The organism is Skermanella pratensis (assembly GCF_008843145.1).
Classification (GTDB): Bacteria; Pseudomonadota; Alphaproteobacteria; order Azospirillales; family Azospirillaceae; genus Skermanella; species Skermanella pratensis.
In genome coordinates, this window is sequence record NZ_CP030265.1 from 2,667,846 (window position 1) to 2,694,140 (window position 26,295).

The window sequence follows — 26,295 nt, forward strand, 5'->3', positions numbered from 1 at the left end:
TCACAGCGCAAGGTAGGCCCGCCGGACCTGCTCGTCGGCGGCAAGCTCCTCCAGGGTGCCGCCGAAGCGGATCCGTCCCTTCTCGATCACGTAGGCCCGGTCGCCGACCAGCCTGGCGAAGTGCAGGTTCTGCTCGGACAGGATGATGGTCAGGCCCTCGGCCTTCAGGCCGACGATCGCGTGGGCCATCATCTCGACGATGCGCGGGGCGAGCCCTTCCGAGGGCTCGTCGAGCAGGACTGCCAGCGGATTCCCCATCAGGGTCCGGGCGATGGTGAGCATCTGCTGCTCGCCGCCGCTCATGCTGCCGCCGCGGCGGCAGCGCATCTCCGCGAGGTTGGGGAACAGGGCGAAGAGGCGGTCCGGCGTCCAGTGGGGAGCGCCGTTGCGCCGGGGCCGGCGCCCGACCTCCAGGTTTTCCATCACCGTCAGTTCGGTGAAGATGCGGCGGTCCTCCGGCACGTAGCCGAGGCCGAGCCGTGCGATCTCGTGTGGGGCCCGGCGGGAGACGTCGTGCCCGTCGAACATCACGTCGCCCCGGCGGCTGTCGACCAGTCCCATGATCGAGCGCAGGGTCGTGGACTTGCCGGCGCCGTTGCGCCCTAGAAGGGCCACCACCTCGCCGCGCGAGGCGGACAGCGTGACGTCCGACAGGATATGGGCACGGCCGTAGAAACTGTTCAGGCGCTCCACCCGCAGGATCGGGGCGGTCACGGCGACCCGCTCGCGAACATGGCGCCGCTGCCGAGATAGATCTCCTGGACCCGGCGGTCGGCGCGCACCTCCCGCGGCGGGCCGGACGCGATCAGTTCGCCGCGGTTCAGCACGATGATCCGGTCGGCGTGGGCGAAGACGACATCCATGTCGTGCTCCGTGAACAGAACGGCGATGCCGCGCTCCCGGACGAGTTCGGCGGTCAGGGCCATCAGGTCGATGCGCTCCGCGGGGGCCATGCCGGCTGTCGGCTCGTCCATCAGGAGCAGCCGGGGCTCTCCCGCCAGCGCCATCGCCAGTTCGACCCGTTTCAGGTCGCCATAGGCCAGCACGCCGCATGGGCGGTCCGCTTGCGGGACCATGCCGACGAGATCGAGCAGGGCCAGGGCCGCGTCGATATGGCGGCGCGATGCCCGGCCCCATAGGTCGTAAAGCCGCCGGTGGTGCGATATCAGCACCATCTGGATGTTCTCCAGCACGGTCATTGAGCCGAAGGTGGCGGTTATCTGGAAGGTCCGGCCGACGCCCAGGCGCCAGATCCGGCGAGGCGACTTGCCGACCAAGCTGGCACCGTTCAGCCGGATGTCTCCGGCGTCGGGCCGGATCTGGCCGTTCAGCATGTTGAAGCAGGTGGTCTTGCCGGCGCCGTTGGGTCCGACCAGGGCAAGCAGTTCGCCGGCCGCGACCGAGAAATCCACGCCCTTGACGGCATGGACGCCGCCGAACGACTTGGACAGGCCGGAGACGTCGAGTACCGCCATGGTCACCGGGCCTCCCGCCCGGCCGCGAGACGGGACAGGGTTCCGACGACGCCCTGGGGGAAGAGCAGCACCAGCAGGATGATCGCGAGGCCCAGCATCAGTCTCCAGTAGTCGGTATGGCGGACCATCTCCGTGCTCAGCGCGTGGAACACCGCGGCCCCGGCCAGCGGCCCGGACAGCGTCTGCACGCCGCCCAGCAGCACCATCACCAGGGCATCGACCGAGCGGGGGATCGCCAGCAGGGTCGGGAAGACGCTGCCCTTGGAGTAGGCGTAGAGCCCGCCGGCCAGACCGGCGAAGGCGCCGGCGACCGCGAAGGCCAACCATTGATGGCGGCGCACGTCGATGCCGACCGCGTCGGCCCGGAGAGGCGAATCCCGGCCGGCCCGCAACGCGAACCCGAAGGGCGAGAAGATGATCCGGCGCATCATCAGGATGCCGCCGGCACACAGGGCCAGCGACAGGTAGTAGAAGACCCAGCGCGGTGACGCCCACGATGCCGGCCAGACGCCGAGAATGCCGTTGTCCCCTCCCGTCACGGCGGACCACTGGAAGGCCACGGACCAGACGATCTGGGCGAAAGCCAGGGTGAGCATCGCCAGATAGACCCCCGACAGCCGCACGCAGAACCATCCGAACAGCAGGGCTCCCATCCCGGCGAGCAGCGGAGCGGCCGCCAGCCCTGCCGCCATGCCGGCCGACAGGTGCTTGACCAGCAGCCCCGCGCCGTAGGCTCCGAGGCCGAAATAGGCGGCATGGCCGAACGATACCATGCCGCCCGGACCCATCATGAAATGCAGGCTGGCGGCGAACAGCGCCAGGATCGTCATCTCGGTCAGCACCGCCAGGGCATAGTCGCCGAGCAGGGCGGGAAGGGCGGCCAGCACCGCCAGCAGAACCGCTCCCGCGAGCCGCAGGCCAGGCGTCGCGGGGCTTAGGGGAGTCTCGACGCCATGGCCGCCGCCGCGTGCCGCCGCCTGGGGGCGGCCGAGCAGGCCGTGCGGACGCACCACCAGGACCACGGCCATGAACAGGAAGACCACGACCAGGGTGATCTGCGGAAAGACCAGGATACCGAATGCCTGGATCAGCCCGATCAGCACGGCCGCCAGGAACGCCCCGCCGACGCTGCCCATTCCGCCGACCACGACCACCACGAAGGCCTCGACCACCACGTTGATGTCCATATGCAGGTTCGCCGCCTCGCGCGGGACCTGCAACGCCCCGCCCAGTCCCGCCAGGGCCGAGCCGAGAAACAGGACGGAGGTGAACAGCCAGCTCTGGTTGATGCCCAGGGCCGCCGTCATCTCCCGGTCCTGGGTGGCGGCGCGGACGAGCGTTCCCCAGCGGGTGCGGTGGAACAGCAGCCAGAGCAGGCCCAGCACGGCCGGACCGAGCGCGATCAGCAGCAGGTCGTATTCCGGGAAGGGCCGCCCGAGTATCCGCACCACGCCTTCAAGGCCCGGCGCTCGGGGACCCAGCAGGTCCTCCGGTCCCCAGGCCGCCAGCACCAGATCCTGGACCACCAGGACGACGCCGAAGGTGGCGAGGAGCTGGAACAGCTCCGGGCTGCGGTAGAGGCGGCGCAACACCAGCACCTCGATCGCCACCCCGGCCAGCCCCACCGCGAAGGAGGACAGGGCGACGGCGGTCCAGAACCCGATCGGGCCGCTCATCCGCTCGGCCAGGGAGTAGGCGGCGTAGGCGCCCAGCATGTAGAGGGAGCCGTGGGCGAAATTGACGATCCGGGTCACCCCGAAAATGATCGAGAGCCCTGCCGCGACCAGGAACAGCGACGACGCCTGGGCGAGGCCGCCCAGGAACTGGACAAAATAGAAGCCCATCTGCCGGGCAGTCTACCGCGGCCGTCGCTGCATCACGACCTCGTCGGGAGGCAGGTAGTCGGCGCCGTCGGCATAGCGCCACCCGGTCATGGTGCCCTTGCCGTCCCTGACCGCGATCGTGCCGACATAGGCGCCCATGGTGGCTTGGTGGTCGAGGGCGCGGAAGGTGATCGGCGCGAAGGGGCTGTCCACCTGCAACCCCTTCATGGCCTCGACCAGCGCCTCGGTATCGGTCGAGCCGGCCTTCTCGATGGCCGCGGCGATCGACTTCATGGTGGTGTATCCCACCACCGATCCCAGCCGCGGATAGTCGTTGAAGCGCGCCCGGTAGGCGTCCAGGAAAGCCTTGTGGGCCGGCTGCTCGATCTGGTCCCAGGGGTACCCGGTCGCGATCCATCCCTCCGGCGCCTCTCCCTTCATGGGGTCGAGATACTCCGGCTCCCCCGTCAGCAGGCTGACGACGGAGATGCCCTCGAACAGCCCGCGGGTCGTCCCTTCGCGCACGAACCGGGCGAGGTCGGGACCGAAGGTCACGTTGAAGATGGCTTCCGGCTCGGCGGCGGCCAGCGCCTGGACGGTCGAGCCCGCGTCGATCTTGCCCTGGGCGGGCCACTGCTCGGCGACGAACCGGACGTCGGGACGCTTCTCCAGGAGGAGCTGCTTGAACACGGCGACGGCGGACTGGCCGTATTCGTAGTTCGGCGCGACGGTGGCCCAGCGCCTGGCCGGCAGGGCCGCCGCCCGTTCCACCAGCATGGCGGCCTGCATGTGGGTCGAGGGCCGCAGGCGGAAGGTGTAGCGGTTGCCCTTCTCCCACGTCAGGGCGTCGGTCAGCGGTTCCGCCGCGACGAAAAGCTTCCGGGTCCGGAGGGCATAGTCGCTGACCGCCAGGCCGACATGGCTGAAGAAGGTGCCGGCGAGGACGTCGACCTTCCCGCTCGATACCAGTTCGTTGGCGACTCGAACTGCGTCGTCGGGCTTGCCCGCGTCGTCCCGCGAGACGACCTGGAGCATGCGGCCGCCCAGCACGCCTCCCCCGGCGTTGATCTGCTCCACCGCCAGTTCCCAGCCCTGGCGATAGGGGATGGTGAAGGCCGGCAGGCCGGTGTAGCTGTTGATCTCGCCGATCCGGACGGGATCGGCGGCATGGGCCTTGCCGGAGACGGCGGGTGCGGTGACGAGAGCCAGGGCGGCTGCGCACTGGAGAAGACCGCCGAGCAAGCTCCGGCGCGATCGCGTCTTGTTGAAATCCGGCATCATCGGGTTCCTGTGGGTCTTGACCGCCGCGTGGAGACGGGAAATCGGATGCGCTTGTTTATCCCCAGGCGGGGCGTCCGATCCACCATTCTGTTTTGCCGACGGGTTGGAAATGACGGGAGCGGAAGCTGGCACCCCTCGGAACACCGGGGCGACTTATGGACAGGAACCTGTACAAAAGGCGTCATACCTCGCAAAAGTACTTCGTAGCTTCACATAAGGCGTGAGACTGTCGGACATTGTAAAATGGTTTGATGGAGTTCCGCGCTGCCAAGCTTGGAAATAATGAATTAGGAATATGCTTCTGAAGTTTTTGGGGAGGGGGTGGCGGACCCTTGTATACATGGCCGGTTTAAGAGCATCCGCCTGTCAGGGCCTGTACATCGGTCTTAAGCTGTCGATAGGGATATTACTTAGTATGTAGCCATGGCTCGGGCGAGAGCCGCGGAAGTCGGGAGCAATTCCACCGCCGTCGCCTGATCCTCAGCCAAGGAACGATCCGGTGTTGAGTAAGGAACAGATTGCCGCGTTTCGGTCGAATGGATATCTGGCGCTGCACCGCTTCGTGCCGCGTGCCGAATGTCAAGCACTTCTCGACTATTCACGGGCACTCGCCGCGCAACTCGCCTGGGAGGTGAAGCGGATGGCGTTCCTGCCGAAGCTGGGTGACGCCGAACACGAGGGGTACTTCCTGACCTCCGGCGACAAGATCAGGATCTTCTTCGATCGTGAACAGCCGGTGTCGGGCGGATCCCACGATCCGGCCTGGCAGGGCGTGGACAAGATCGGCCATGCCCTCCACGACCTGGACCCGCTGTTCGACGGTTTCTCGCGCGATCCGCGCCTGGGACGCATCTGCCATCAACTCGGGATGACCGATCCGCGGCTGCTCCAGTCGATGGTGATCTTCAAGCAGGCGCATACCGGCGGCGAGATCGTCAACCACCAGGATGCGACCTGGCTCTATACCGAGCCCCAGAGCGTCCTGGGTTTCTGGTTCGCGCTGGAAGACGCGACGACGGACAACGGCTGCATCTGGGTCGAGCCGGGAGGGCAGCGGCGCGGGCTGTTGTCACGCTTCCGCCGCCGGCCCGAAGGTGGTGCAGCCCTGGAGCGCCTGGGCGGGCCAGACGATTTTTCGACCGCCGATTTCGTGCCGCTGGAAGCCGAGGCAGGCACGATGATCCTGATGCACGGACTGACGCCGCACCGGAGCGGCGCCAACAAGTCGCCCCGCCCGCGCGGCGCCTATGCCCTCCATGTGATCGACGGCGCCTGCCACTACCCGAGGACAACTGGCTCCAGCGGTCCGCCGACATGCCGCTCAGGGGGTTCGAGCCGACAGGGGCCGCATTGGACAACTGAGGTTCAGGCGTCGGCCGTCATCCGGCGCGTGACGGACTGATGGGTGCGGGCAAGCTCTGCGGCGTCGAGACCCGGGATCCGGCCGTCCTCGACCGTCCAGCGTCCGGCGATCATGACGCGGTCGGCCCGGTGGGCGCCGCACAGCACCAGTGCCGCCAAAGGGTCGCCGTGCCCGGCGAAACGCAGCTCGTCCAGCTTGAACAGGGCGAGGTCGGCCTGGAGTCCCTCCGCGATGGTGCCGAGGTCCGTCCGGCCGATGCAGGCCGCCGAGCCGGCGGTCGCCCAGCGCAGCGCGTCGCGGTGGCTGACCGCCGCCACGCCGTACTGCAGGCGCTGGAGCAGGAAGGCGGCCCGGACCTCCTGCATCAGGTTGGAGCTGTCGGCCGACGCCGAACCGTCCACGCCGAGACCGACCTTCACGCCTGCGCGTTCCATCCCGTGGACCGGGCACATGCCGGACGCCAGCACCTGGTTGCTGCATGCGCAGTGGGTGACCGCCGTACCGGCGGCGGCCAGCCGGTCGATTTCGGCGGGGGTGAAATGGATGCCGTGCGCCAACCAGACGCGGCCGCTGAGCCAGCCGCAGTCTTCCAGGTAATCGAGCGGGCGACGGCCCATGGTCTCCAGGCAGAAGGCGTTCTCGTCCTCCGTCTCGGCAAGGTGGGTGTGCAGGCGCACGTCATGCCGGTCCGCCAGCTCAGCCGTCCGGGTCATCAGCGATCGGGTCACGGAGAAGGGCGAGCAGGGTGCCAGCGCTATCTGGATCATCGCCCCGTCGCCCCGCTGGTGGTGTGCCTCGATCAGGCGCCGGCTATCCTCCAGGATGGTGTCCTCGTCCTGGACAACGCCGTCCGGCGGCAGGCCGCCGTCGCGCTCCGACAGGTTCATGGAGCCCCGGGTGAGCACGGCGCGCATGCCCAGTCGGCGGGCCACGCCGACTTCGATGTCGATCGCGTTCTCCAGCCCGGCGGGGAAGACGTAGTGATGGTCGGTGGTCGTGGTGCAGCCGGACAGCATCAGCTCCGCCATCGCCACCGTGACCGCTGATTCCAGGGCCCGCGCGTCGAGTCGGGCCCAGACGGGATAGAGCGCCTTGAGCCAGGGGAACAGCTCCTTGTCCAGGGCGGCGGGCAGGGCTCGCGTCAGAGTCTGGTAGAAATGGTGGTGGGTGTTGATCAGGCCGGGGAGGACGACATGGTCGCCCGCATCGAACACCTGATCGGCGGGGACGGCGGGTTCCCGACCCGCCGCCACCCGTTCGACGATGCGGCCCTCCTCGACGACGATCCCGCGGTCAGCGCCATCGGCCAGGATGGCGAGGGGGTCCTTGATCCAGAGCCGCATCGGGTCGGTCCTTTTTCGTGATGGTCAGGGGCTGGGGCTGGCCGATCAGTGGCCTTCGTCCTCGCCGCCGCCCTGGGGCAGCAGGAGGTTGAGCAGGATCGCGGCGATCGCACCGGGGATCAGACCGGATTCCAGGATCGTCTGCAAGCCGTCCGGCGCCACGGCGATCAGGCCTTTCTGGGCCGGCAGGCCGATCGCGACGGCGAGCGAGACGCCGATGATCAGCATGTTGCGCTTGTTGAAATCGATCCGGCTCAGCATCTTCATGCCGGCGCTGGTGATCAGGCCGAACATGATCACGACGGCCCCGCCCAGCACGGCGTTGGGCACGGTCGACACCAGGGCGCCCAGCTTGGGCAGCAACCCGGCCACGATCAGGAAGAGGCCGCCGATCGCCACCACGAAGCGGCTTGCGACGCCGGTCAGCGCGACCAGCCCGACATTCTGGCTGAAGCTGATCTGGGGGAAGGCGTTGAAGACGGCGGCGAAGCTGCTCATCAGCCCGTCGGCCATGACGCCGCCCGAAAGCTCGCGCCGGGTCGGCTCGCGGTTGGCGCCGCCGATCGCGGTGCCCGCGATGTCGCCGATGGACTCGGCCACCGTGACGACGGCCATCAGGCCGATGGCGACGATCGCGGCGGCGTGGAATTCGATCCCGATCGCCAAGGGTTGCGGCAGCTGGAACCAGCCGGCATCCCCGACCTTGGCGAAATCCACCAGCCCGAGCGGGATGGCGGCGAAGTATCCCACCAGCAGCCCGATCAGCACGGCCGACATGGCCAGGAAGCCCTTGAAGAACTGGTGGAACACCAGGGTCACGCCGAATACCAGGGCTGCCAGCAGCAGGTGGCGGGGCGCTCCGAAGTCGGCGGCGCCGAAGCCGCCGCCGACATAGGCGAAGCCGACCGGCAGCAGGATCATGCCGATCATCACCACGAAGGTTCCGGTCACGACCGGCGGGAACAGGAAGTTGATCCGGCGGATGTACAGGCCGGCGCCCGCCATCAGCAGGCCGCCGACCAGCGCGCCGCCCATGACGGCGGGCAGGCCGTAGGCCTGGGCGATCGGGATCATGACCGGGACGAACCCGAAGCTGGTGCCCATGACGATCGGCAGCTTGGCGCCGACCGGCCCGATGCCGAGGGTTTGCACCAGCGTCGCCACGCCGGCCACGAACATGGCCGCCTGGACCAGGAACACGATCTGGTCCGGCGTGGCGCCCACGGCCTTGGCCAGGATGATCGGCACCGTCACGTTGCCGACGAACATGGCGAGCACGTGCTGGATACCCAGCGGCACCGCCTGGGCCAGGGGCGGCATGTAGTCGATGTCGGCGGAGCGGTCGCCCCGTTCCGGATCGGCGGCGGCGGCGATCTCTTCGCTCTTGTTCAGGGTTTCGGCTGTCACGTTCCCTCCCGGCTTCTGATCGAGGCTCTTGTTGTCTTTTGCATGCCTCGCGTGGAACTTGCCCGGGAATAGTCCGTGCGTTGGATCAGGCGGACAATCCGCCTTCTGCCCGAAACACCTTCAAATAATCGTGGCAGGTTATGGCGGAGGAAGCCTACCGCTCTGCGGGAGCCGTGTCCGGAAGGATTGTCACGGTCGCGGTCAAACCCGCCCTGGGCCGCCATTCCTCCGGGACATTGTCCAGGGTGATCCGGACGGGGATGCGCTGGGCGAGGCGAACCCAGGTGAAGGTCGGGTTGATGTTCGCCAGCAAGTCGGGACTCTGGCTGCGCTCGCGGTCCACGATGCCGCTCGCGATGCTGTCCACGTGGCCCTCGAACGTCCGGTCGTGGCCCATCAGCGCCACCGAGACCCGCGCACCCTCGCGGATGCGCGGCAGCTTCGTCTCCTCGAAATATCCCAAGACATGGAAGGAGCCGCTGTCGACCAGGGCCAGGGCAGGGCTTCCGGACTGCACGTAGTCGCCGGCATGAAGCTCCAGGTTGGTGACATAGCCGTCGGCGACTGCCCGCACGTCGGTGCGTTCCAGGTTCAGCCTCGCCATTTCCAGGTCCGCCTGGGCCTGGCGGAAACTCGCCCGGGCGATGGCGAAGGCGGACTCGGCCGCTTCCCGGTCGGCGACGGAGACCACGCCGCCGCTCAGTCGGTGCTGCCGGTCCATGTCGCGCTCGTGCCGCACCATGTCGGCGCGGCGGCTATCGACCAGCGCCTGGGCCTGCTCGACCGCCAGCCGGTAGCGGTCCTGGTCGATCGTGAACAGCTGGTCGCCGCGCCGGACATGCTGGTTGTCGCGGACCTGGACGCGGGCGACGACGCCGGAGACGTCCGGGGAGACCTGGATCACATCGGCGCGCACGCGGCCGTCCCGGGTCCAGGGCTGGGCCATGTAGTAGTCCCATAGGTACCAGCCGACGACGGCGGCTACGGCCACCGTGACCAGCGTGACGGCGATGCGGGCGAGGGGGATCGTGAATTTCATTTTCGTATGATTCCGTTATCCGGCGACCGCCGCCACGCCGCCCAGGACGATGACGAACAGTGCCGCGTCGAACAGGCCGCGATGCCAGATCCAGCGCGATGCGCCGAAGCGGTCGATCAGGCGACGCAGCATCGTCCAGACCACGAGCGCGATCAGCGTCCAGCCGAGGATCGGCGTGACATAGATGCCGGCGATGTCGAGTTCCTTCATGGCGTATCCTTGATCACGCCGGCCGTTGGAAATGGACGAGCGCCTGCCGGATGCCAAACAGCGACAGCAGCACTTCGGTGCCGGCCGGTCCGGTCTCCATCGCGGACAGGCGCGACAGGGCGCCGTCGAGCGCCATGTGGAGGTCGTCCATCGACCGGTCGCCACAGGCTCCTGCGAAGTGGCCGCGGACCGCTGCGAGCACCCGCGACAGCTCCGCCGTAGCCTCGGCCGGGAGCATGTCGCGGTCGCGGCGGAGCGCCAGCAGGTTGAGGCCGACGCGCAGGCCGGCCAGCGCGTCGCGCATCAGGTGCTGCCCCTCCGGCCTGGCGGAAACCAGGGCCAGCCGGGGCACGAGGCCGCTCAGGCGGTCGTACATGCGGCCTTCGAACCGACGGCGGTCGAGACTGCCGTCGTCACCGGCCAAGCGGGCCAGGTCGCGCCGGACGGCCCCCGTCAGTCTGCCGACGGTCCAGTCCGCGCCGAGCGAGCGGGTCAGCGACAGCGCCACGACTGCCGAGCCGAGACCGACCACCTGGGCGATCCCGCCGTTCAGGAACTCGGCGAAGTCGATCGTGTAGGTGTTCTGGAGCGCCAGGGTCGCCGCCGTCGTCAGGAGGACCGGCAAGGCCACCGGCATGTGGATTGGCACGGCTATGGCGGCGGCGAGCGGGATGAAGACCGGCGCCAGCGTCACCACCAGCATCGGGAAGCTGGTGACCGCCGGCAGGACGAACAGCAGGTAGCTGCCGGCGAGCAGCATGGCGACGATCGCGAGGTTGAGGAACTTGGCGGCCGCGCCGGCCGGATTGTCGAGCGTCGCGAACAGGCTGGCGCCGACGCCGGCCATCATCGCCGCCAGATACCCGTGCGACCATCCCGTGGCGATCCAGAAGCCGGTGCACAGCAGGACCGCGACGGATGCCGCGGCGCCGGACAGGGCGGCGGGCAGGTGATCGCGGTGCAAGGAGGGCACGTCCTCGCGGGCGGCGACGCGCTCCCCGGCCGCGATCGCGTCGCGGAGCGCCAGGCTTTCATCCCAGTAGAGGATCAGGTCGCGCATCCGTGCCGACAGCGAGCGCACCAGCATGGCGTCTGCGTCGCGGCGGATCTCGATGTCGGACGGAGCGGCGGCACCGATCCGGGCGAGAAGGTCGTCGCGGGACCGCTGCCTGTCCAGCCGGTCGGCTGTGGCGGACGCGTCGATCCAGGATGCCGCGTCGGCGAGAAGGGGATGCCACGCCTCCTCCAGGTCGGGACGGGTCCGGTGCAGAGTGCGGAGCCGGTCCTGGATGGACACCGCGTTGGACAGCAGCATCTGGAGCCGGCGCTGGAGCCGGCGGATGCCTGCGTCCGCTCCCCGAAGCTCGGGAGTGTCGTAGCTGGCGTGGACGCGCAGCGCGTCGAGGGCGGCGGCGTTGACGATCAGCCGGTGCCGGTCGGCCTCTCCCGCGGTATCGGCGGCCCGCTCGGTCAGCACGTCAGACGACCAGCGGCCGGCATCGTTCAGCCAGGCGCCCAGCCGTTCCATGAGCTGGGGGCCGACCCGCTGGGGGAAGACGACCTGGCTGACCACCACCATGCACAGGATTCCCAGGATGATCTCCTGGCAGCGGGCGATGGCCGTGTCGAAGATGATCGCCGGAGTATCCACGATGGGAAAGGCCACGAAGCCTGCGGTGTAGCCGGCCAGCATGAAGGCGTAGCCGCGCGGCGTCCTTTCCAGCACGGTGGCGTAGACGCAGAGGCCGACCCACAGCGCCAGCGCGAGGCTCAGCAGCTCCGGCGAGCCGTCGAAGGCGGTGATCGCCAGGACCGCGAAGCTCGATCCGACGATGGTGCCGATCACCCGGTAGGCGGCCTTGGACTGGACCATCCCCGCCAGCGGCTGCGCCACGACGAATACCGTCAGCATCGACCAGGACGGGTGGGGCAGGTCCATCGCGAAGGCGATGTAGAGCGCCAGCATCGCGGCGCCGTACGCCTTCGCCGCGAACAACAGGTTCCGGGGTTCGAGAAGGAACATGGACGGCGCTTCAGCCAGCCGCCCGCTTGGCTTCCTGAGCCTCTTCGTCCGGATGGTCGAGGCAGTAGCTCTGCTCGATCCGGTCGAAGATCCGGAGCGTCGAGGCGATCTCGTCGTCGAGCACGCCGAGCAGCAGGCGCCGGCGGATCCCGGCGGCGACGCCGTTGACGCCGTCCAGCAGGTCGAGGCCGCGCGCGGTCAGCCGGACCACCTTCGCGCGGCGGTCGGTCTCGTGGTCGAAACGCTCGATCAGGCCCGAGGACTCCAGCGCGTCGAGCAGCCGGACCAGCGAGGCGCCCTCGATGTCGAGCGAGGCGGCGAGATCCTTCTGCTTCGCCTCGTTCCCCATGTGGGACAGATGCAGCAGCGGCAGCCAGGTGGCCTCGGTCAACCCGTAGGGGCGGAGACCGTCGTCGATCTCCCGGCGCCAGTGGCGCGCGATCCGCGCCAGGCGAAACCCGAAGGTCGCCCTGAGGGTGGCGGTTTTGGCGGTCATGATACGGAACCAAGCGAACTGATTATTAGGACGCTAACATATCGACCGGGTCCGCGGCCGTTCAAGGACGCGGCGGGCGGGAAGGCACGGGCCAGGCGGGTTGCTGATATGCCGTCGGCGAATGGGATCGAACGGGCTGAAAATTGACTCCGACCCCATTCTTTGAGGTCGATTCGACTTACTGGTTTCTGATTCATGCGTTTTATCAAAGTAGTATGCTATCGATCCCTGAAATGGCGGATGAAGTCCAGGAGGACGCGGACGGTCAAATCTGCGTCTTCGACGGTGATGGATTCCGCGGGGTTGTGGCTGATGCCGCTGCGGCAGCGGGTGAAGAGCATGCCGACCGGGCAGAGGGATGCGACCGCCATGGCGTCGTGGCCGGCGCCGCTGGGCAGGCGGCGGGGAGGCAGGCCGCAGCGGCGAACGGCTGCGGAAAGCTGCTCGATCAGCTCCGCGGCGCAGGCCGTCGCGGGGGCTTCGTGGGTTTTCTCGATCGCGTGGGTCAGGTCGCGGCGGGCGGCGATGGCGGCGAAATCGTCGGCGATTGCTTCCATCGCGGCGATACGGGCGGCATCGTCGGGAGAGCGGATGTCGATGGTGAAGACCGCGCCGCCCGGGATCACGTTCACGGCGCCGGGCCTGGCCTCGATCCTGCCGACCGTGGCGACGAGGTCGGGAACCGCCCGGGCGTGGCGTTCGACCGCCAGGACCATCTCGGCGGCTCCCGCCAGGGCGTCGCGGCGAAGCGGCATGGGGACGGTGCCGGCGTGCTCGGCGGTCCCGGAGACGGTCACCGTGTAGCGGGAGGCGCCGTTGATGCCGGTGACGATGCCGATGCCGAGGTTTTCGGATTCCAACACCGGACCCTGCTCGATATGCGCCTCGACATAGGCGAGGATGTCGGCGGGATCGCGTGCGGCGGAGGCGATGGCATCGGGATCGCCGCCGAAGGCGCGCAGGGCGTCGGCGTAAGCGACGCCCTCGGCATCGGTCGCGCCGAGCGCGGCGGGGTCGAAGCGGCCGGCCAGGGCGCGGCTGCCGGTCAGGGTCACGGGGAAGCGGACGCCTTCCTCGTCGCCAAAGCCGATCACCTCGACGGCGAAGGGGAGGCGTTCGCCGGACCGGTGCAGCTCGGCGACGGCCGCGACGCCGGCCAGGACGCCCAGGTTGCCGTCATACTTGCCGGCGTTGCGCACGGTGTCGATGTGGGAGCCGATCAGAAGCGCCGGCAGGCCGGGCCGGGTGCCCTCGTACCGGCCGACGACGTTGCCGGCCGGGTCGATGCGGGCTGTCATGCCGGCTTCGGTCATCCAGGTCATCAGCCGGTCGGCGGCGGCGCGGTGCTCGGGCGTCAGGAACAGCCGGGTCAGGGCATCGGGCTCCGCGGAGATGGCGGCGAACCGGTCGAGCCGGTCCATCAGGGTCCTGCCGGGCGAGGGACCCATCTGATGGAGGCGGAGGAGGGCGATCCGTTCGACCTGGGCCAGAGCGGTCTCGAACTCCTGCTCCGGCGTGTTGTGGATTCGATGCTGGAAGGCGTCGAGGATGTCGGCGCGGGTCAGGCCCCGGACGGCGATGATGAAGGGAAAGCCGAACTTTTCCTTATAGGCGTCGTTAAGCACCTGAAGGCGCTCGAACTCCTCCGGCGTGCACCGGTCGAGGCCGGCGCCGGCCTGCTCCGAGGCGGAATCCGCCGTCAGCCGGCCGGCGACGGCGAGCTTGCCGGCCAAGTCCGGATGAGCCCGGAGAAGGGCCAGCTGGCGGTCCCGTCCGGCGGCGCGCACGGCGGCGCACATTCCGGCATGGAGCGCCGGTATGTCGGCCAAGGCGATGGCGGGATCGGCGGCGAGGGCGGTTTCGGCAACCCAGGGCGAATGTTCGAACACGCCGCCGAAGCGGGCGACGAAATCGGCAGCGGCCTTGTCGGTCGGCGTGGCATCCGTTGGCACGGCGGTTGCGAGACCCTTCGAACTATCCGGAGACATTTGCACCCTTCCACCAATAGGATCGTAGCGTCAAACTAATGCCATCCCCGTGGCATGACCTTCCTGAAAGTTTTGAAACTCTTTCCGCCCAAGGGATGTCGACGGCGGAGATGGAGTGGTGAAAGAATAATTTAGGAAACTCCGCAAACCGATAACAAGTCGAAAACGGGCGAGCAAGGAGAGACACATGGTGGCGACTTCACGAACGGCGGAGAGCGGGGGGACGGCGAGCGGAGGACGACTCACCACCCATGTGCTTGATACCATGCACGGAACGCCGGCGGCGGGAATGGCGGTGACGCTGTTCCGGATCGACGGCGACGCGAGGGAGAAGATCACCGAGACCAAGACGAACAGCGACGGCCGCTGCGACGCGCCGCTGCTTGCCGGAAACCGGATGCGGACAGGGATCTATGAGCTGGTGTTCGAAGTGAACGCCTATTTCCGGAAGATCGCGGTCGATCTGCCCGATCCGCCCTTCCTCGACAGCATCCCGCTGCGTTTCGGGATCGCGGACGCGAGCGCGCATTACCATGTTCCGCTGCTGGTCAGCCCGTTCGCCTATTCGACATATCGCGGAAGCTGAAGCGAGGGGAGACGCGCCATGCGCGATTGCGTAAGGTTTCTGCTGGGCGACCGGCTGACGGAGATCCGGGAGGTCGATCCGACCCTGACAGTCCTGGACTGGCTGCGCCTCGGCGAGCGAAAGGTCGGCACCAAGGAAGGCTGCGCGGAAGGCGACTGCGGCGCCTGCACGGTGGTGGTCGGCCGGCTGGAGGGCGGCAAGGTCCGGTACGAGGCGGTGAACGCCTGCATCCGCTTCGTGGCGACGCTGGACGGCTGCCAGGTGCTGACGGTCGAGCACCTGAAGGGGGCGGACGGCGCGCTCCACCCGGTGCAGCAGGCCATGGTGGATTGCCACGGGTCGCAGTGCGGCTTCTGCACGCCCGGTTTCGTCATGTCGATGTTCGCGCTGTACAAGGGCGATGAGGCGCCGACCGGGGCGGTCATCGACGATGCGCTGGCCGGCAACCTGTGCCGCTGCACGGGATATGCCCCGATCGTCGCGGCGAGCGAGCGGATGTATGGCCTGGGCGCTCCTGCGACGGACCGCTTCGCGGCGGAGGCCGCGGCCACGGCGGAACGTCTGGCAGGCTTGCAGGACGGCGAGACGCTGCGCGTCGGCAAGGGCGGGCGGCGGTTCTATGCGCCGGCGACCCTGGAGGCGTTCGCGGATCTGCTGGCCGAGCATCCGGATGCCCGGATCGTCTCGGGGGCGACCGACGTCGGGCTCTGGATCACCAAGTTCCAGCGGGTGCTGGACATAGTGATCTACACCGGCCGTATCCGGGGCTTCCGGGAAATCCGGGATACGGGTGACGCGCTGGAGATCGCGGCCGGCGCCACCTATACCGACATCAGGGGTCCGGTCGCGGCGCTCTATCCGGATTTCGGCGAGTTGATCCGGCGGATCGGGGCCGTGCAGGTCCGGAACGTCGGCACGATCGGCGGCAACATCGCCAACGGCTCGCCGATCGGCGACACGCCGCCGGCCCTGATCGCGGCGGGCGCCACGCTGGTCCTGCGGTCGGCGGAAGGCCGGCGGTTGATGCCGATCGAGGATTTCTTCATCGACTACGGCAAGCAGGACCGGCGGGCGGGCGAGTTCGTCGAGACGGTCATCCTGCCCAAACCCGCGCCGGGCACCCGGTTCCGTGCCTATAAGATCACCAAGCGGTTCGACCAGGACATCTCGGCGGTGTGCGCCTGCTTCTCGGTCAGGATCGACGGCGGCACGGTGGCGGAGGCCAGGATCGCCTTCGGCGGGATGGCCGCGACGCCGAAGCGGGCGCCTGAGGCGGAGAAGGCGCTGGTCGGGCGGCCGTGGACGGAGGCGACCGTGCGGGACGCCATGGCGGCGCTGGCGCGGGACTTCACCCCGCTGACCGACTGGCGGGCGAGCGCGTCCTACCGGATGACCGTGGCCGCCAACCTGCTCATGAAACTCTATGTGGAAACCACCGATCCCGACGCCGATACGCGTCTGGTCGGCGACCGGAGTCTGGTCCATGCCTGATTCAACGGAGGCGGGTCTCGGCGAGCGCATTTCCGGCGCCGTGCATTCCGACCGGCGGCACGACAGCGCCCACAAGCACGTTACCGGCGAGGCCGTCTATGTGGACGACATCCGGGAGCCGGCCGGTCTGCTGAACATCTATCTCGGCCTGAGCGACCGGCCCCATGCCCGGCTGGTGTCGCTGGACCTGTCGGCGGTGAGAGCGGCGCCGGGCGTGGTCGAGGTGGTCACGGCGGCGGACGTGCCGGGCGTCAACGACGTGAGCTGCATGGGTCGTCATGACGAGCCGCTGTTCGCCGCCGACCTGATCGAGTATGCGGGCCAGCCGCTGTTCGCGGTCGCGGCGGAAACCCGGGAGCAGGCGCGACGGGCGGCGCGGCTCGCGGTCGCGACCTACGAGGACCTGGAGCCGGTCCTGACCCTGGACCAGGCGCGGGAGCGCGGGACCGTGGTGTTCCCGCCGATGATCCTGAAGCGGGGCGAGTCGGAAGCGGCGATCGCCGAAGCGCAGCACCAGTTGGAGGGCAGGATCTCCATCGGCGGCCAGGACCATTTCTACCTGGAGGGCCAGATCGCCATGGCGATCCCCGGAGAGGACGACGAGGTCCTGGTCCACTGCTCGACCCAGCATCCGAGCGAGGTCCAGCACATCGTCGCCCATGTGCTGAACGTGCCGGCCAACGCCGTGGCGGTCGAGGTCCGGCGCATGGGCGGGGCGTTCGGCGGCAAGGAGACGCAGGCGAACCTGTTCGCGGCGACGGCCGCCGTGGTGGCGAAGAAGACTGGCCGGGCGGCCAAGCTTCGGCCGGACCGCGACGACGACATGGTGATCACCGGCAAGCGCCACGACTTCGAGGTGGATTACCGCGTCGGTTTCGACGACGACGGGCGGATCAGGGGCGTCGAGTTCCTGTTCGCCGCGCGCTGCGGGTTCGCCGCCGACCTGTCGGGGCCGGTGACCGACCGCGCGCTGTTCCACTGCGACAACACCTATTTCTACGAGGCGGTCACGGCGAAGTCGCTGCCGCTGAAGACCAACACGGTCTCCAACACGGCTTTCCGCGGGTTCGGCGGTCCCCAGGGGATGGTCGCGGCGGAACGGGTGATCGAAGAGGTCGCCTATGCCGTGGGCAAGGACCCGCTGGAGATCCGCAAGCTGAACTTCTACGGCGGCGAGGGGCGGGACCTGACGCCCTATCACCAGGCCGTGGAGGACAACATCGCGCCGGAGATCGTCGCGGCGCTGGAGGAGCGGGCGGACTACCAGGCTCGGCGCGACGCGATCCGGGCGCACAACGCCAAGGGCGGCTGGCTGCGGAAAGGAATCGCGCTGACGCCGGTCAAGTTCGGGATCTCCTTCACCGCGACCCAGTACAACCAAGCCGGAGCGTTGGTCCATGTCTACACCGACGGCACCGTCCACCTGAACCATGGCGGGACGGAGATGGGGCAGGGGCTTTACGTGAAGGTCGCCCAGGTCGTCGCCGAGGAGTTCCAGATCGACATCGAGAAGGTCCGGGTCACGGCGACCACGACCGGCAAGGTGCCGAATACCTCGGCCACCGCCGCGTCGTCGGGAGCCGACCTGAACGGCAAGGCGGCGCAGAACGCGGCGGCCACGATCAAGGAGCGGCTGATCGGCTTCGCGGTGGAGAACTGGGGCGTGCCGCGCGAGCAGGTGGTGTTCCTGCCCAACCGGGTGCGGATCGGCAACCAGGAGATCCCGTTCGGCGACCTGGTGCGGACGGCCTACATGGCGCGCATCCAGCTTTCGTCCACCGGATTCTACAAGACGCCGGAGATCCACTGGGACCGGGCGGCCGGGCGCGGCAAGCCGTTCTACTATTTCTCCTACGGTGCCGCGGCGGCGGAAGTGACCGTCGACACGCTGACCGGGGAGTACAGGGTCGACCGGGTCGACATCCTGCACGACGTCGGGCATTCGCTGAACCCGGCGCTGGACCGCGGGCAGGTCGAGGGCGGCTTCGTCCAGGGCATGGGCTGGCTGACCATGGAGGAGCTGTGGTGGGACAAGCGCGGGCATCTGCGAACCCACGCCCCCAGCACCTACAAGATCCCGGCTTGCAGCGACCGGCCGCGCATCTTCAACGTCCACCTGCTGGAGAACGCGCGGAACCGCAAGGACACGGTCTACCGGTCCAAGGCGGTAGGCGAGCCCCCGTTCATGCTCGGCATGTCGGTGCTCCACGCGATCTCGGACGCGGTGGCGAGCGTCGGCGACTACGCGACATGCCCGAGGATCGATCCTCCGGCCACGCCGGAGAAGGTGCTGGCGGCGATCGAGGCCCTGCGGGCGGGAAAGCGGCCGGCATGACCGGGCTGGCGCCGGTGCTGAAGGCCATGCTGGAGCGTGGCGAGCGCGCGGCGCTGGTGACGGTGGCTGGAGCGCGGGGATCGACCCCGCGCGAGCCGGGGGCGCGGATGCTGGTCGGTCCGGCGGCCACTGCCGGAACGATCGGGGGCGGCCGCCTGGAGTGGGATGCGATCGCCCGGGCTCGGGCCATGGCTGGACCCGAGGAGATGGTGGACGTTCCGCTGGGTCCCGCGATCGGCCAGTGCTGCGGCGGCCATGTGACGCTTCGCCTGGAACTGGCGGACGCGGCGCTGCTGGATCGGATCGAGACGGAGGAGAATGCCGCCGCCTCCAGGCTGCCGCGGGTGCTGCTGTTCGGCGCCGGGCATGTGGGCAAGGCGATCGCTTCCGCGCTGGCGCCGCTGCCGCTGGACGTGCTGTGGATCGACGGGCGGGCGGAGGAGTTCCCGCAAGCCATGCCGGGGGAGAACGTGCGCCGGGTCGTGACGGATTCGCCCCTGGACAGGATCGCCGAGGCGCCGCCGGGGTCCTGCTATCTGGTGCTGACCCATCTGCACGCGCTGGATTTCCAGATCACGGAAGCGGTGCTGCGGCGCGGGGACTTCGCCTATGCCGGGCTGATCGGCTCGGCGACCAAGCGGCGGCGGTTCGAGCGGACCTTCACCGCCCACGGGGGGGAACCGGGCGTGCTGGACAGGTTGACCTGCCCGATCGGGTCCGCGCTGCACCGCGACAAGCGCCCCGCCGTGATCGCGGCGCTGGTCGCGGCTGAACTCTTGATAACGACCGCCGAAGCGTCCAAAGAGGCATCAGAACCCGCGAACGCCGAGGCATAGAGGGAACGGGGTCCCGACGAACTGGGAGAGTGAAACATGACCAACGATGCCGGCGGGGTTCCTCCCCGTCTTGAGCTTCGCGGAATAACCAAGCGATTTCCCGGGGTCGTCGCCAACGACGGCGTCAGCTTCGCGGTCCGGCCGGGCGAGATCCATGCGCTGCTGGGGGAGAACGGCGCCGGCAAGAGCACGCTGGTGAAGATCATCTACGGCGTGCTCCACGCGGACGAGGGCGAGGTGCTGTGGAACGGGCAGGCCGTCCAGCTTGCCAACCCGCACGCGGCGCGCCGGCTCGGCATCGGCATGGTGTTCCAGCACTTCTCGCTGTTCGACGGCATGACGGTGCTGGAGAACATAGCGCTGGGGCTGGAAGGCAAGCCCGACATGCGCAGCCTGTCCGGGCGGGTCGTCGAGGTGTCGCAGGCCTACGGACTACCGCTGGACCCGAGGCGCGAGATCCACACTCTGTCGGTCGGCGAGCGCCAGCGGGTCGAGATCGTGCGCTGCCTGCTGCAGGATCCCAAGCTGCTGATCATGGACGAGCCGACTTCCGTGCTGACCCCGCAGGAGGTCGAGCGGCTGTTCGGCACGCTGCGGCTGCTGGCGTCGGAAGGCTGCTCGATCCTCTACATCAGCCACAAGCTCCAGGAGATCAAGGATCTCTGCGACCACGCGACGATCCTGCGCGGCGGCAAGGTGGTCGGGGAGTGCGACCCGGCGGTGGAATCCACCCGCGGCATGGCGCAGATGATGATCGGCGCCGAGCTGAAGACGCTGGCCCGGCGCGGGACGCGGCCCAAGGCCGCCACCCGGTTCACGGTCGAGGCGCTGGACCTGACGACCGACCAGCCGTTCGGGACCACGCTGAAGCGCGTCGGGTTCGAGGTCGCGGCGGGGGAGATCTTCGGCATCGCCGGCGTTGCCGGCAACGGCCAGAACGAGTTGATGCGGGCGCTGTCGGGCGAGCTGACGGTCGCGAACCCGCAAAGCATCCGGCTGGACGGCAAGCCGGTGGGCGACCTGGGCGTGGAGCGGCGACGGGCGCTGGGCCTGTGCTGCGTTCCGGAGGAGCGCAACGGCCATGCCGCGGTGCCCGACATGAGCTTGGCGTCGAATACGCTGATCAGCGCGCGGAACCGCATGAAGCTGGCGCTGCGCGGCTGGATCAGGCGGGACGCGACGCGGGCATTCGCCGAGCGGATCATCCAGGAGTTCGGCGTCAAGGCGCGCGGGCCTGATTCGGCGGCGCGCAGCCTGTCGGGCGGCAACCTTCAGAAATACATCGTCGGGCGCGAGATCCTCCAGGCTCCAGAGGTGCTGGTGATCGCCCAGCCGACCTGGGGCGTCGATGCCGGCGCCGCCGCGGCGATCCACCAGGCGCTGTTCAACCTGGCGCAGAATGGGGCGGCCATCGCCGTCGTCTCCCAGGATCTGGACGAGCTGCTGACCCTGTGCGACCGGCTGGCGGTGCTGAATGTCGGCACCCTGTCGAAGGCGATCGACACGGCGGATGCCTCCCTGGAGGAGATCGGGCTGCTGATGGGCGGCCTGCACGGGATGTCGGCGGAAGTGCCGGCAACACATGGGGCGGAGAACAAGGGGGGCTCCCAGCATGTCGCTTAAGTTCGAACCCCGGCGGGAGATCCCGAAATCGCTGGTCTACGGCACGCCGCTGCTGGCGATCGCGCTGACTATCCTCTCCGGATACCTGCTGTTCATGTTCCTGGGGCTGAACCCTGGATCGACCCTGTACATCTTCCTGGTGTCGCCGCTGGAGACCCGGTTCGGCCTGGCGGAACTGGCGGTCAAGGCCGGACCTCTGATCCTGATCGCGACCGGGCTCGCCATTGGCTTCCGCGCCAATGTCTGGAACATCGGCGCCGAGGGGCAGTTGACCATCGGCGCCATCTTCGGGGCCGGCGTGGCCCTGGCTTTCTGGGGGGACGAGGGTTTCTGGATCCTGCCGCTGATGTTCGTGGCGGGCGCCGCCGGAGGCATGCTGTGGGCGGCGATCCCGGCGTTCCTGAAGACGAAGTTCGAGGTCAGCGAGATCCTGACCAGCCTGATGCTGACATATGTCGCGACTTTGGTCCTGAGCATCCTGGTCCACGGGCCGTGGCGCGACCCGGAAGGCTTCAATTTTCCGCAGAGCCGGCTGTTCACCGAGGCGGCGATCCTCCCCATCGTCCTGGAAGGCACCCGGCTGCATGCCGGCGCCTTCGTGGCGCTGTTCGCCGCGGTGGCGGCCTGGGTGCTGCTGACCCACACGGTGACCGGCTTCCAGGTCAAGGTGGTCGGGCAGGCGCCCATGGCGGCCCGCTTCGCCGGGTTCAGCCAGAAGGGAACGGTCTGGTTCAGCCTGCTGCTGGCCGGGGCGCTGGCGGGTCTGGCGGGCATGATCGAGGTTGCCGGCCCGATCGGGCAACTGACGCCGCAGCTCACCCCGGGCTACGGCTTCACCGCGATCATCGTGGCGTTCCTGGGGCGGCTCAACCCGCTGGGGATCATCCTGGCCGGGCTGGTGATGGCGATCTCCTATATCGGCGGCGAGAACGCCCAGGTCTATGCCCAACTGCCGCAGGCGGCGACGGGCGTTTTCCAGGGGATGCTGCTGTTCTACCTGCTGGCCTCGGACTTCCTGGTCCGCTACCGCATCCGCTTCCGGTCGGCCAAGCACCAAGCCGCCAAGCCCCGCAGGGAGGTCGCCGCCACATGATCGATTTCCTTGTCCTGATCGCGGTGTCCGTGGTGATCGCCGCGACGCCGATGCTGTTCGCCGCCGTGGGCGAACTGGTGGTGGAGCGGTCCGGCGTGCTGAACCTGGGCGTCGAGGGCATGATGCTGATCGGTGCGGTGGTCGGTTTCGGCGTGACCATGACGACTGGGAGCGCGGTCCTGGGGATCGGCTCGGCGGCGCTTGCCGGTGCCGCGCTGGCGCTGGTCTTCGGCGTGCTGGTGCTGACCCTGATGGCGAACCAGGTGGCGACGGGTCTTGCCCTGACCATCTTCGGCATCGGATTGAGCGCCCTGATCGGCGCCGGCTTCGTCGGCATGCCCATCGCCGGCCTGCCCAAGCTGGACATTCCCGGCGTGAGCGACCTGCCGGTCGTGGGGCCGCTGCTGTTCCAGTACGACGCCATGGTCTACCTGTCCGTGGCGCTGACCCTGGCGGTCGGCTGGTTCCTGAAGCGGACCCATGCCGGCATGGTGCTGAGGGCGGTCGGCGAATCCGCGGAGTCGGCCCATTCGATCGGGCATCCGGTGATCCGGGTCCGCTATCTGGCGACCCTGTTCGGCGGCGCCATGGCGGGGCTGGGCGGCGCTTTCCTGTCGCTGTCGGTCACGCCCATGTGGGCGGAGAACATGACGTCGGGCCGCGGCTGGATCGCGCTGGCGCTGGTCGTGTTCGGGTCGTGGCGACCGGGCCGGGTGCTGCTGGGGGCCTATATCTTCGGCGGCGTCACGATCCTTCAGCTCCACGCGCAGGGAAGCGGCGGACTGGGATTCGGGCTGCCGGGGCAGGTGTTCACCATGCTGCCGTACCTGGCGACCATCGTGGTGCTGACGATCATCTCGGCCGGCCCGTGGCGCGGCCGGTTCCAGGCGCCGGCCTGCCTGGCACAGCCTTTCCGCCCATCGGTGTGAGACCCATCTGACGTGAGGTCTGCGTTTGCTGCAGGGCAACGTAGACTTCACAGGGCGCGTTTCCTGTGTATAGTGCCGCAAATTTTACGCCAGGAGACGGTTAATGGCCCAGATAGTGCAGTTTCGCGAAGCCCTCACCTTCGACGACGTCCTGCTGGTGCCGGCCGAATCCTCGGTCCTGCCGGCCCAGACGGACACCCGAACCCGGCTGACCAGGACGATCGAACTCGGCATTCCCCTGATGTCCGCAGCCATGGACACGGTGACCGAGAGCAGCCTCGCCATCGCCATGGCACAGGCGGGCGGCATCGGCGTGATTCACCGCAACATGGACATCGAGCGGCAGGCGGACGAGGTCCGGCGGGTCAAGCGGTTCGAGTCCGGGATGGTCGTCAATCCGATCACGATCGAACCGACGGCGACCCTGGCCGACGCGCTGAGCCTGATGGCGAACTACCGCATCTCCGGCATTCCGGTGGTCGAGCAACCCTCGGGGAAGCTGGTCGGCATCCTGACCAACCGCGACGTCCGCTTCGCATCCAACCCGCAGCAGCGGGTGTCGGAACTGATGACCAGCGAACGGCTGGTGACAGTCCGCGAGGGCGTCGACCCGGAGGAGGCCAAGCGGCTGCTCCACCAGTTCCGCATCGAGAAGCTGCTGGTGGTCGACGACGCCTACCGCTGCATCGGGCTGGTCACGGTCAAGGACATCGAGAAGGCCCAGCTCCACCCCAACGCCTGCAAGGACGAGAAGGGCCGCCTGCGCGCCGCCGCCGCGACCGGCACCGGCGAGGACGGACTGGCCCGCGCCGAAGCGCTGTTCGACGCCGAGGTGGACGTGCTGGTGGTCGATACCGCCCACGGCCATTCCCGCAAGGTGATGGAGCAGATCGAGCGTGTGCGCCGCCTGTCCAACTATACCCAGGTGGTCGCCGGCAACGTCGCCACCTCGGAAGCCGCCAAGGCGCTGATCGGGGCCGGCGTCGATGCGGTCAAGGTCGGCATCGGCCCGGGTTCGATCTGCACGACCCGGATGGTCGCGGGCGTCGGCGTTCCGCAGCTGACCGCCGTCATGGACGTGGTCGACGAGTGCCACCGCCAGGGCATCCCCGTCGTCAGCGACGGCGGCATCAAGTATTCCGGCGACCTCGCCAAGGCGATCGCGGCGGGCGCCGACTGCGCGATGCTGGGAAGCCTGTTCGCCGGCACCGACGAGAGCCCCGGCGAGGTGATCCTGTACCAGGGCCGCAGCTACAAGAGCTATCGCGGCATGGGTTCGGTCGGCGCCATGGCGCGCGGCTCTGCCGACCGCTATTTCCAGCAGGAAGTCCGCGACACCATGAAGCTGGTGCCGGAGGGCGTCGAAGGGCGCGTGCCCTACAAGGGTCCGGTCGGCGGCGTGATCCACCAGCTGGTCGGCGGTCTGAAGGCGGCCATGGGCTATACCGGCAACAGCACCATCCCGGAGATGCAGACCCGCTGCAACTTCGTGAAGATCACCAACGCGGGCCTGCGCGAGAGCCATGTCCACGACATCATGATCACCAACGAGGCACCCAACTACCGCCGCGACCTCTAGTGGCTCGGCACAGTGGTTTTGATTGATTTATCGTAGGTCGGCCTCGGCCGAAGGCCGACGCCGACAGCGTGGCCGGAGCGTTGACGCAAGGTGTCGGCGTTCGCCTTGACGGGCGAAGGCCGACCTACGGCACTACGGCACTCCGCTCCGCCGAACGTCATCAAAAACACTGTGCAGGACCACTAGGCCGCGGTGGGCTGGGAGGGGGGGCCGCCGGTCGCCGCGCCGTTCGGCGTGGTGGCGACCTCGATCTTGAAGCCGCGGCTGGGCGGGAAGCGCGTGGCGGCCTTCTTGACGGCACGCTCCATGGTCGTCGCCCAGACCAGGAAGCGGAGATTGCCGTTCCAGTTCTCGTGCCCCTCCTCGCCGGTCGCTTCCGGCAGGGTCCCGCCCAGGCCGGAGATCACGACGATCCAGCGGTGATCTTCGGGCAGCCGGCGCTCGTCCAGGACGACCAGCCGGTTGTCGCTCTTGCGGACGGTCTTGAGCTTCTCCTCCAACTTTACGGCCTCCGCCGTCAGGCGGCCGACCAGCAGGTCGCTGTCGGCGGCCTTGCGCTTGGCCGTCCTGCAACCCCTGGCCATTTCGCGGATCGCAGCGACCTGCCGCACCCGGTCCCGCCGAAGGCTGTTGACCCGGTGCCGCGCGACCGCCACCTTGTCCAGCGCCAGTCGCAACCCCATCAGGACGCCGAGATATCCGGTGAAGAAACACAGGATGTAGGTGGTGATCATGCGGCCGCTCCGCTGCCTTTCGCCGTTGCGCCGGATGCTTCCTCAGGTTCGATCATCTCGATCAGGATGAAGCCGAGGCTCACCGGAAATCGGCTGTCCAGGCTGGCCTTGGCTTCCGGCAGGTTCTGTGCCCATATCTCGACATGCTGTGCGCGGGCCCAGCTGCCGTCGAGCAGCCCGTGAGGGCGTCCTTCGCGGATCGCGGCCTGCACATGCCGGTTGACCATGACCGCTTTGAACAGCCGGCAGCCGGGCCGCTTGCGCCCGACGATCCTGATCATCTCGTCGTCCCGCTGCTGCAACTCCTCGAGCTTGGACTGGAACTGGTCGATCTGGCGCTCGACCGCACGGCGCCGGGTCTCGCTCTGCGCCAGGGCGATGCGCAGCTTCGCCCGGCGCTGCTCGAAGGCGGGGATCAGCGGGGCGCAGCGCTTGAGCTTGGCGCGGGCGCGAACGGCGGCGGCGCTCTTGAGGATCATGCGGGACCAGATCTCTCCGCCTAGCCGGGCGGCGAAGAAACCGGTCAGGCCCGCCATTCCGGCAAACAGGATGTCAGTGACGATTTCGACCGGCGACATGCCGATGCACCATTGAAGTTACTGCGCTATACGGTTCGCTCCCGAACGATGGTGCGCCGCACC

Annotated in this window: 22 protein-coding genes; 9 read left to right on the plus strand and 13 right to left on the minus strand. The window is 68.4% G+C overall.

Annotated features, from left to right (window positions below):
* Genes DPR14_RS12080 through DPR14_RS12095 form a run of 4 tightly spaced genes read right to left on the minus strand, consistent with a single transcriptional unit; the run spans position 1 to position 4,576 of the window.
* Positions 1–714: an ABC transporter ATP-binding protein gene (locus tag DPR14_RS12080; protein WP_246149227.1), complete on the minus strand. Its 714-nt coding sequence runs from the start codon at positions 712–714 to the stop codon at positions 1–3.
* Entirely contained in the window at positions 711–1,475 is a 765-nt protein-coding gene (locus DPR14_RS27825; protein WP_158045359.1) for an ABC transporter ATP-binding protein, read from the minus strand. The genes DPR14_RS12080 and DPR14_RS27825 overlap by 4 nt, the downstream gene beginning before the upstream one ends.
* A gap of 2 nt (positions 1,476–1,477) precedes the next feature.
* Positions 1,478–3,319 carry an ABC transporter permease gene (locus DPR14_RS12090; protein ID WP_158045360.1) on the minus strand — a complete coding sequence of 614 codons (1,842 nt, stop codon included), beginning with the start codon at positions 3,317–3,319 and terminating at the stop codon, positions 1,478–1,480.
* 12 nt (positions 3,320–3,331) lie between these two features.
* The gene (locus DPR14_RS12095) at positions 3,332–4,576 is read right to left on the minus strand and encodes an ABC transporter substrate-binding protein (protein ID WP_158048111.1); all 1,245 of its coding nucleotides are present in this window, start codon (positions 4,574–4,576) and stop codon (positions 3,332–3,334) included.
* Positions 4,577–5,141: 565 nt separating this feature from the next.
* On the opposite strand from DPR14_RS12095, the gene DPR14_RS12100 reads away from it, so the two are divergent.
* Positions 5,142–5,981 carry a phytanoyl-CoA dioxygenase family protein gene (locus tag DPR14_RS12100; RefSeq protein ID WP_246149336.1) on the plus strand — a complete coding sequence of 280 codons (840 nt, stop codon included), beginning with the start codon at positions 5,142–5,144 and terminating at the stop codon, positions 5,979–5,981.
* On the opposite strand, the gene DPR14_RS12105 is transcribed toward DPR14_RS12100, so the two are convergent.
* The 7 genes from DPR14_RS12105 to DPR14_RS12135 all read right to left on the minus strand — a co-directional run bounded on the left by DPR14_RS12105 (position 5,945) and on the right by DPR14_RS12135 (position 14,412).
* The gene (locus DPR14_RS12105; RefSeq protein WP_158045362.1) at positions 5,945–7,285 is read right to left on the minus strand and encodes an 8-oxoguanine deaminase; all 1,341 of its coding nucleotides are present in this window, start codon (positions 7,283–7,285) and stop codon (positions 5,945–5,947) included. The genes DPR14_RS12100 and DPR14_RS12105 overlap by 37 nt on opposite strands.
* A gap of 45 nt (positions 7,286–7,330) precedes the next feature.
* Positions 7,331–8,692, minus strand: coding sequence for a uracil-xanthine permease family protein (locus DPR14_RS12110; protein WP_211103977.1), 1,362 nt, complete (start codon positions 8,690–8,692; stop codon positions 7,331–7,333).
* Between the two features lie 154 nt (positions 8,693–8,846).
* Positions 8,847–9,731, minus strand: coding sequence for an efflux RND transporter periplasmic adaptor subunit (locus tag DPR14_RS12115; RefSeq protein WP_158045363.1), 885 nt, complete (start codon positions 9,729–9,731; stop codon positions 8,847–8,849).
* Between the two features lie 15 nt (positions 9,732–9,746).
* Entirely contained in the window at positions 9,747–9,941 is a 195-nt protein-coding gene (locus tag DPR14_RS12120) for a DUF1656 domain-containing protein (protein WP_158045364.1), read from the minus strand.
* Between the two features lie 13 nt (positions 9,942–9,954).
* The gene (locus tag DPR14_RS12125) at positions 9,955–11,964 is read right to left on the minus strand and encodes an FUSC family protein (RefSeq protein WP_158045365.1); all 2,010 of its coding nucleotides are present in this window, start codon (positions 11,962–11,964) and stop codon (positions 9,955–9,957) included.
* A 10-nt stretch (positions 11,965–11,974) separates the two neighbouring features.
* Complete coding sequence (locus DPR14_RS12130) at positions 11,975–12,460, minus strand: MarR family transcriptional regulator (RefSeq protein WP_158045366.1); 486 nt, start codon at positions 12,458–12,460, stop codon at positions 11,975–11,977.
* A gap of 218 nt (positions 12,461–12,678) precedes the next feature.
* A complete protein-coding gene (locus DPR14_RS12135; protein WP_211103978.1) occupies positions 12,679–14,412 on the minus strand; it encodes an allantoate amidohydrolase in 1,734 nt (577 codons plus the stop codon).
* A 223-nt stretch (positions 14,413–14,635) separates the two neighbouring features.
* Here DPR14_RS12135 and uraH point away from each other — a divergent pair, with 223 nt between their 5' ends.
* The 8 genes from uraH to guaB all read left to right on the plus strand — a co-directional run bounded on the left by uraH (position 14,636) and on the right by guaB (position 24,920).
* Positions 14,636–15,034 (plus strand): hydroxyisourate hydrolase, encoded by a 399-nt coding sequence (gene uraH, locus DPR14_RS12140; protein WP_158045368.1) that lies wholly within the window; start codon positions 14,636–14,638, stop codon positions 15,032–15,034.
* Positions 15,035–15,052: 18 nt separating this feature from the next.
* Positions 15,053–16,525 (plus strand): xanthine dehydrogenase small subunit, encoded by a 1,473-nt coding sequence (gene xdhA, locus DPR14_RS12145; protein ID WP_158045369.1) that lies wholly within the window; start codon positions 15,053–15,055, stop codon positions 16,523–16,525.
* Positions 16,518–18,860 (plus strand): xanthine dehydrogenase molybdopterin binding subunit, encoded by a 2,343-nt coding sequence (gene xdhB, locus DPR14_RS12150; protein ID WP_158045370.1) that lies wholly within the window; start codon positions 16,518–16,520, stop codon positions 18,858–18,860. Before xdhA ends, xdhB begins: the two co-directional genes overlap by 8 nt.
* Complete coding sequence (gene xdhC / locus DPR14_RS12155) at positions 18,857–19,696, plus strand: xanthine dehydrogenase accessory protein XdhC (protein WP_158045371.1); 840 nt, start codon at positions 18,857–18,859, stop codon at positions 19,694–19,696. The genes xdhB and xdhC overlap by 4 nt, the downstream gene beginning before the upstream one ends.
* A gap of 36 nt (positions 19,697–19,732) precedes the next feature.
* On the plus strand, positions 19,733–21,319 hold the full coding sequence (locus DPR14_RS12160) for an ABC transporter ATP-binding protein (protein ID WP_158045372.1): 1,587 nt from the start codon (positions 19,733–19,735) through the stop codon (positions 21,317–21,319).
* Positions 21,309–22,412, plus strand: a complete 1,104-nt coding sequence (locus DPR14_RS12165; RefSeq protein ID WP_158045373.1) for an ABC transporter permease — start codon at positions 21,309–21,311, stop codon at positions 22,410–22,412. Before DPR14_RS12160 ends, DPR14_RS12165 begins: the two co-directional genes overlap by 11 nt.
* Positions 22,409–23,341: an ABC transporter permease gene (locus tag DPR14_RS12170; protein WP_158045374.1), complete on the plus strand. Its 933-nt coding sequence runs from the start codon at positions 22,409–22,411 to the stop codon at positions 23,339–23,341. Before DPR14_RS12165 ends, DPR14_RS12170 begins: the two co-directional genes overlap by 4 nt.
* Positions 23,342–23,444: 103 nt before the next feature.
* The gene (guaB, locus tag DPR14_RS12175; protein ID WP_158045375.1) at positions 23,445–24,920 is read left to right on the plus strand and encodes an IMP dehydrogenase; all 1,476 of its coding nucleotides are present in this window, start codon (positions 23,445–23,447) and stop codon (positions 24,918–24,920) included.
* A gap of 182 nt (positions 24,921–25,102) precedes the next feature.
* On the opposite strand, the gene DPR14_RS12180 is transcribed toward guaB, so the two are convergent.
* Positions 25,103–25,654 carry a hypothetical protein gene (locus DPR14_RS12180; protein WP_158045376.1) on the minus strand — a complete coding sequence of 184 codons (552 nt, stop codon included), beginning with the start codon at positions 25,652–25,654 and terminating at the stop codon, positions 25,103–25,105.
* The gene (locus tag DPR14_RS12185; protein WP_158045377.1) at positions 25,651–26,232 is read right to left on the minus strand and encodes a hypothetical protein; all 582 of its coding nucleotides are present in this window, start codon (positions 26,230–26,232) and stop codon (positions 25,651–25,653) included. Before DPR14_RS12185 ends, DPR14_RS12180 begins: the two co-directional genes overlap by 4 nt.
* Between the last annotated feature and the right edge of the window lie 63 nt (positions 26,233–26,295).

Bases quoted from the DNA above. Each gene is read 5' to 3' on its own strand.
- DPR14_RS27825 (WP_158045359.1), bottom strand. From the start codon at position 1,475: ATGGCGGTACTCGACGTCTCCGGCCTGTCCAAGTCGTTCGGCGGCGTC.
- DPR14_RS12090 (WP_158045360.1), bottom strand. From the start codon at position 3,319: ATGGGCTTCTATTTTGTCCAGTTCCTGGGCGGCCTCGCCCAGGCGTCG.
- DPR14_RS12095 (WP_158048111.1), bottom strand. From the start codon at position 4,576: ATGCCGGATTTCAACAAGACGCGATCGCGCCGGAGCTTGCTCGGCGGT.
- DPR14_RS12105 (WP_158045362.1), bottom strand. From the start codon at position 7,285: ATGCGGCTCTGGATCAAGGACCCCCTCGCCATCCTGGCCGATGGCGCT.
- DPR14_RS12115 (WP_158045363.1), bottom strand. From the start codon at position 9,731: ATGAAATTCACGATCCCCCTCGCCCGCATCGCCGTCACGCTGGTCACG.
- DPR14_RS12120 (WP_158045364.1), bottom strand. From the start codon at position 9,941: ATGAAGGAACTCGACATCGCCGGCATCTATGTCACGCCGATCCTCGGC.
- DPR14_RS12125 (WP_158045365.1), bottom strand. From the start codon at position 11,964: ATGTTCCTTCTCGAACCCCGGAACCTGTTGTTCGCGGCGAAGGCGTAC.
- DPR14_RS12130 (WP_158045366.1), bottom strand. From the start codon at position 12,460: ATGACCGCCAAAACCGCCACCCTCAGGGCGACCTTCGGGTTTCGCCTG.
- uraH (WP_158045368.1), top strand. From the start codon at position 14,636: ATGGTGGCGACTTCACGAACGGCGGAGAGCGGGGGGACGGCGAGCGGA.
- xdhA (WP_158045369.1), top strand. From the start codon at position 15,053: ATGCGCGATTGCGTAAGGTTTCTGCTGGGCGACCGGCTGACGGAGATC.
- xdhB (WP_158045370.1), top strand. From the start codon at position 16,518: ATGCCTGATTCAACGGAGGCGGGTCTCGGCGAGCGCATTTCCGGCGCC.
- xdhC (WP_158045371.1), top strand. From the start codon at position 18,857: ATGACCGGGCTGGCGCCGGTGCTGAAGGCCATGCTGGAGCGTGGCGAG.
- DPR14_RS12160 (WP_158045372.1), top strand. From the start codon at position 19,733: ATGACCAACGATGCCGGCGGGGTTCCTCCCCGTCTTGAGCTTCGCGGA.
- DPR14_RS12165 (WP_158045373.1), top strand. From the start codon at position 21,309: ATGTCGCTTAAGTTCGAACCCCGGCGGGAGATCCCGAAATCGCTGGTC.
- DPR14_RS12170 (WP_158045374.1), top strand. From the start codon at position 22,409: ATGATCGATTTCCTTGTCCTGATCGCGGTGTCCGTGGTGATCGCCGCG.
- guaB (WP_158045375.1), top strand. From the start codon at position 23,445: ATGGCCCAGATAGTGCAGTTTCGCGAAGCCCTCACCTTCGACGACGTC.
- DPR14_RS12180 (WP_158045376.1), bottom strand. From the start codon at position 25,654: ATGATCACCACCTACATCCTGTGTTTCTTCACCGGATATCTCGGCGTC.
- DPR14_RS12185 (WP_158045377.1), bottom strand. From the start codon at position 26,232: ATGTCGCCGGTCGAAATCGTCACTGACATCCTGTTTGCCGGAATGGCG.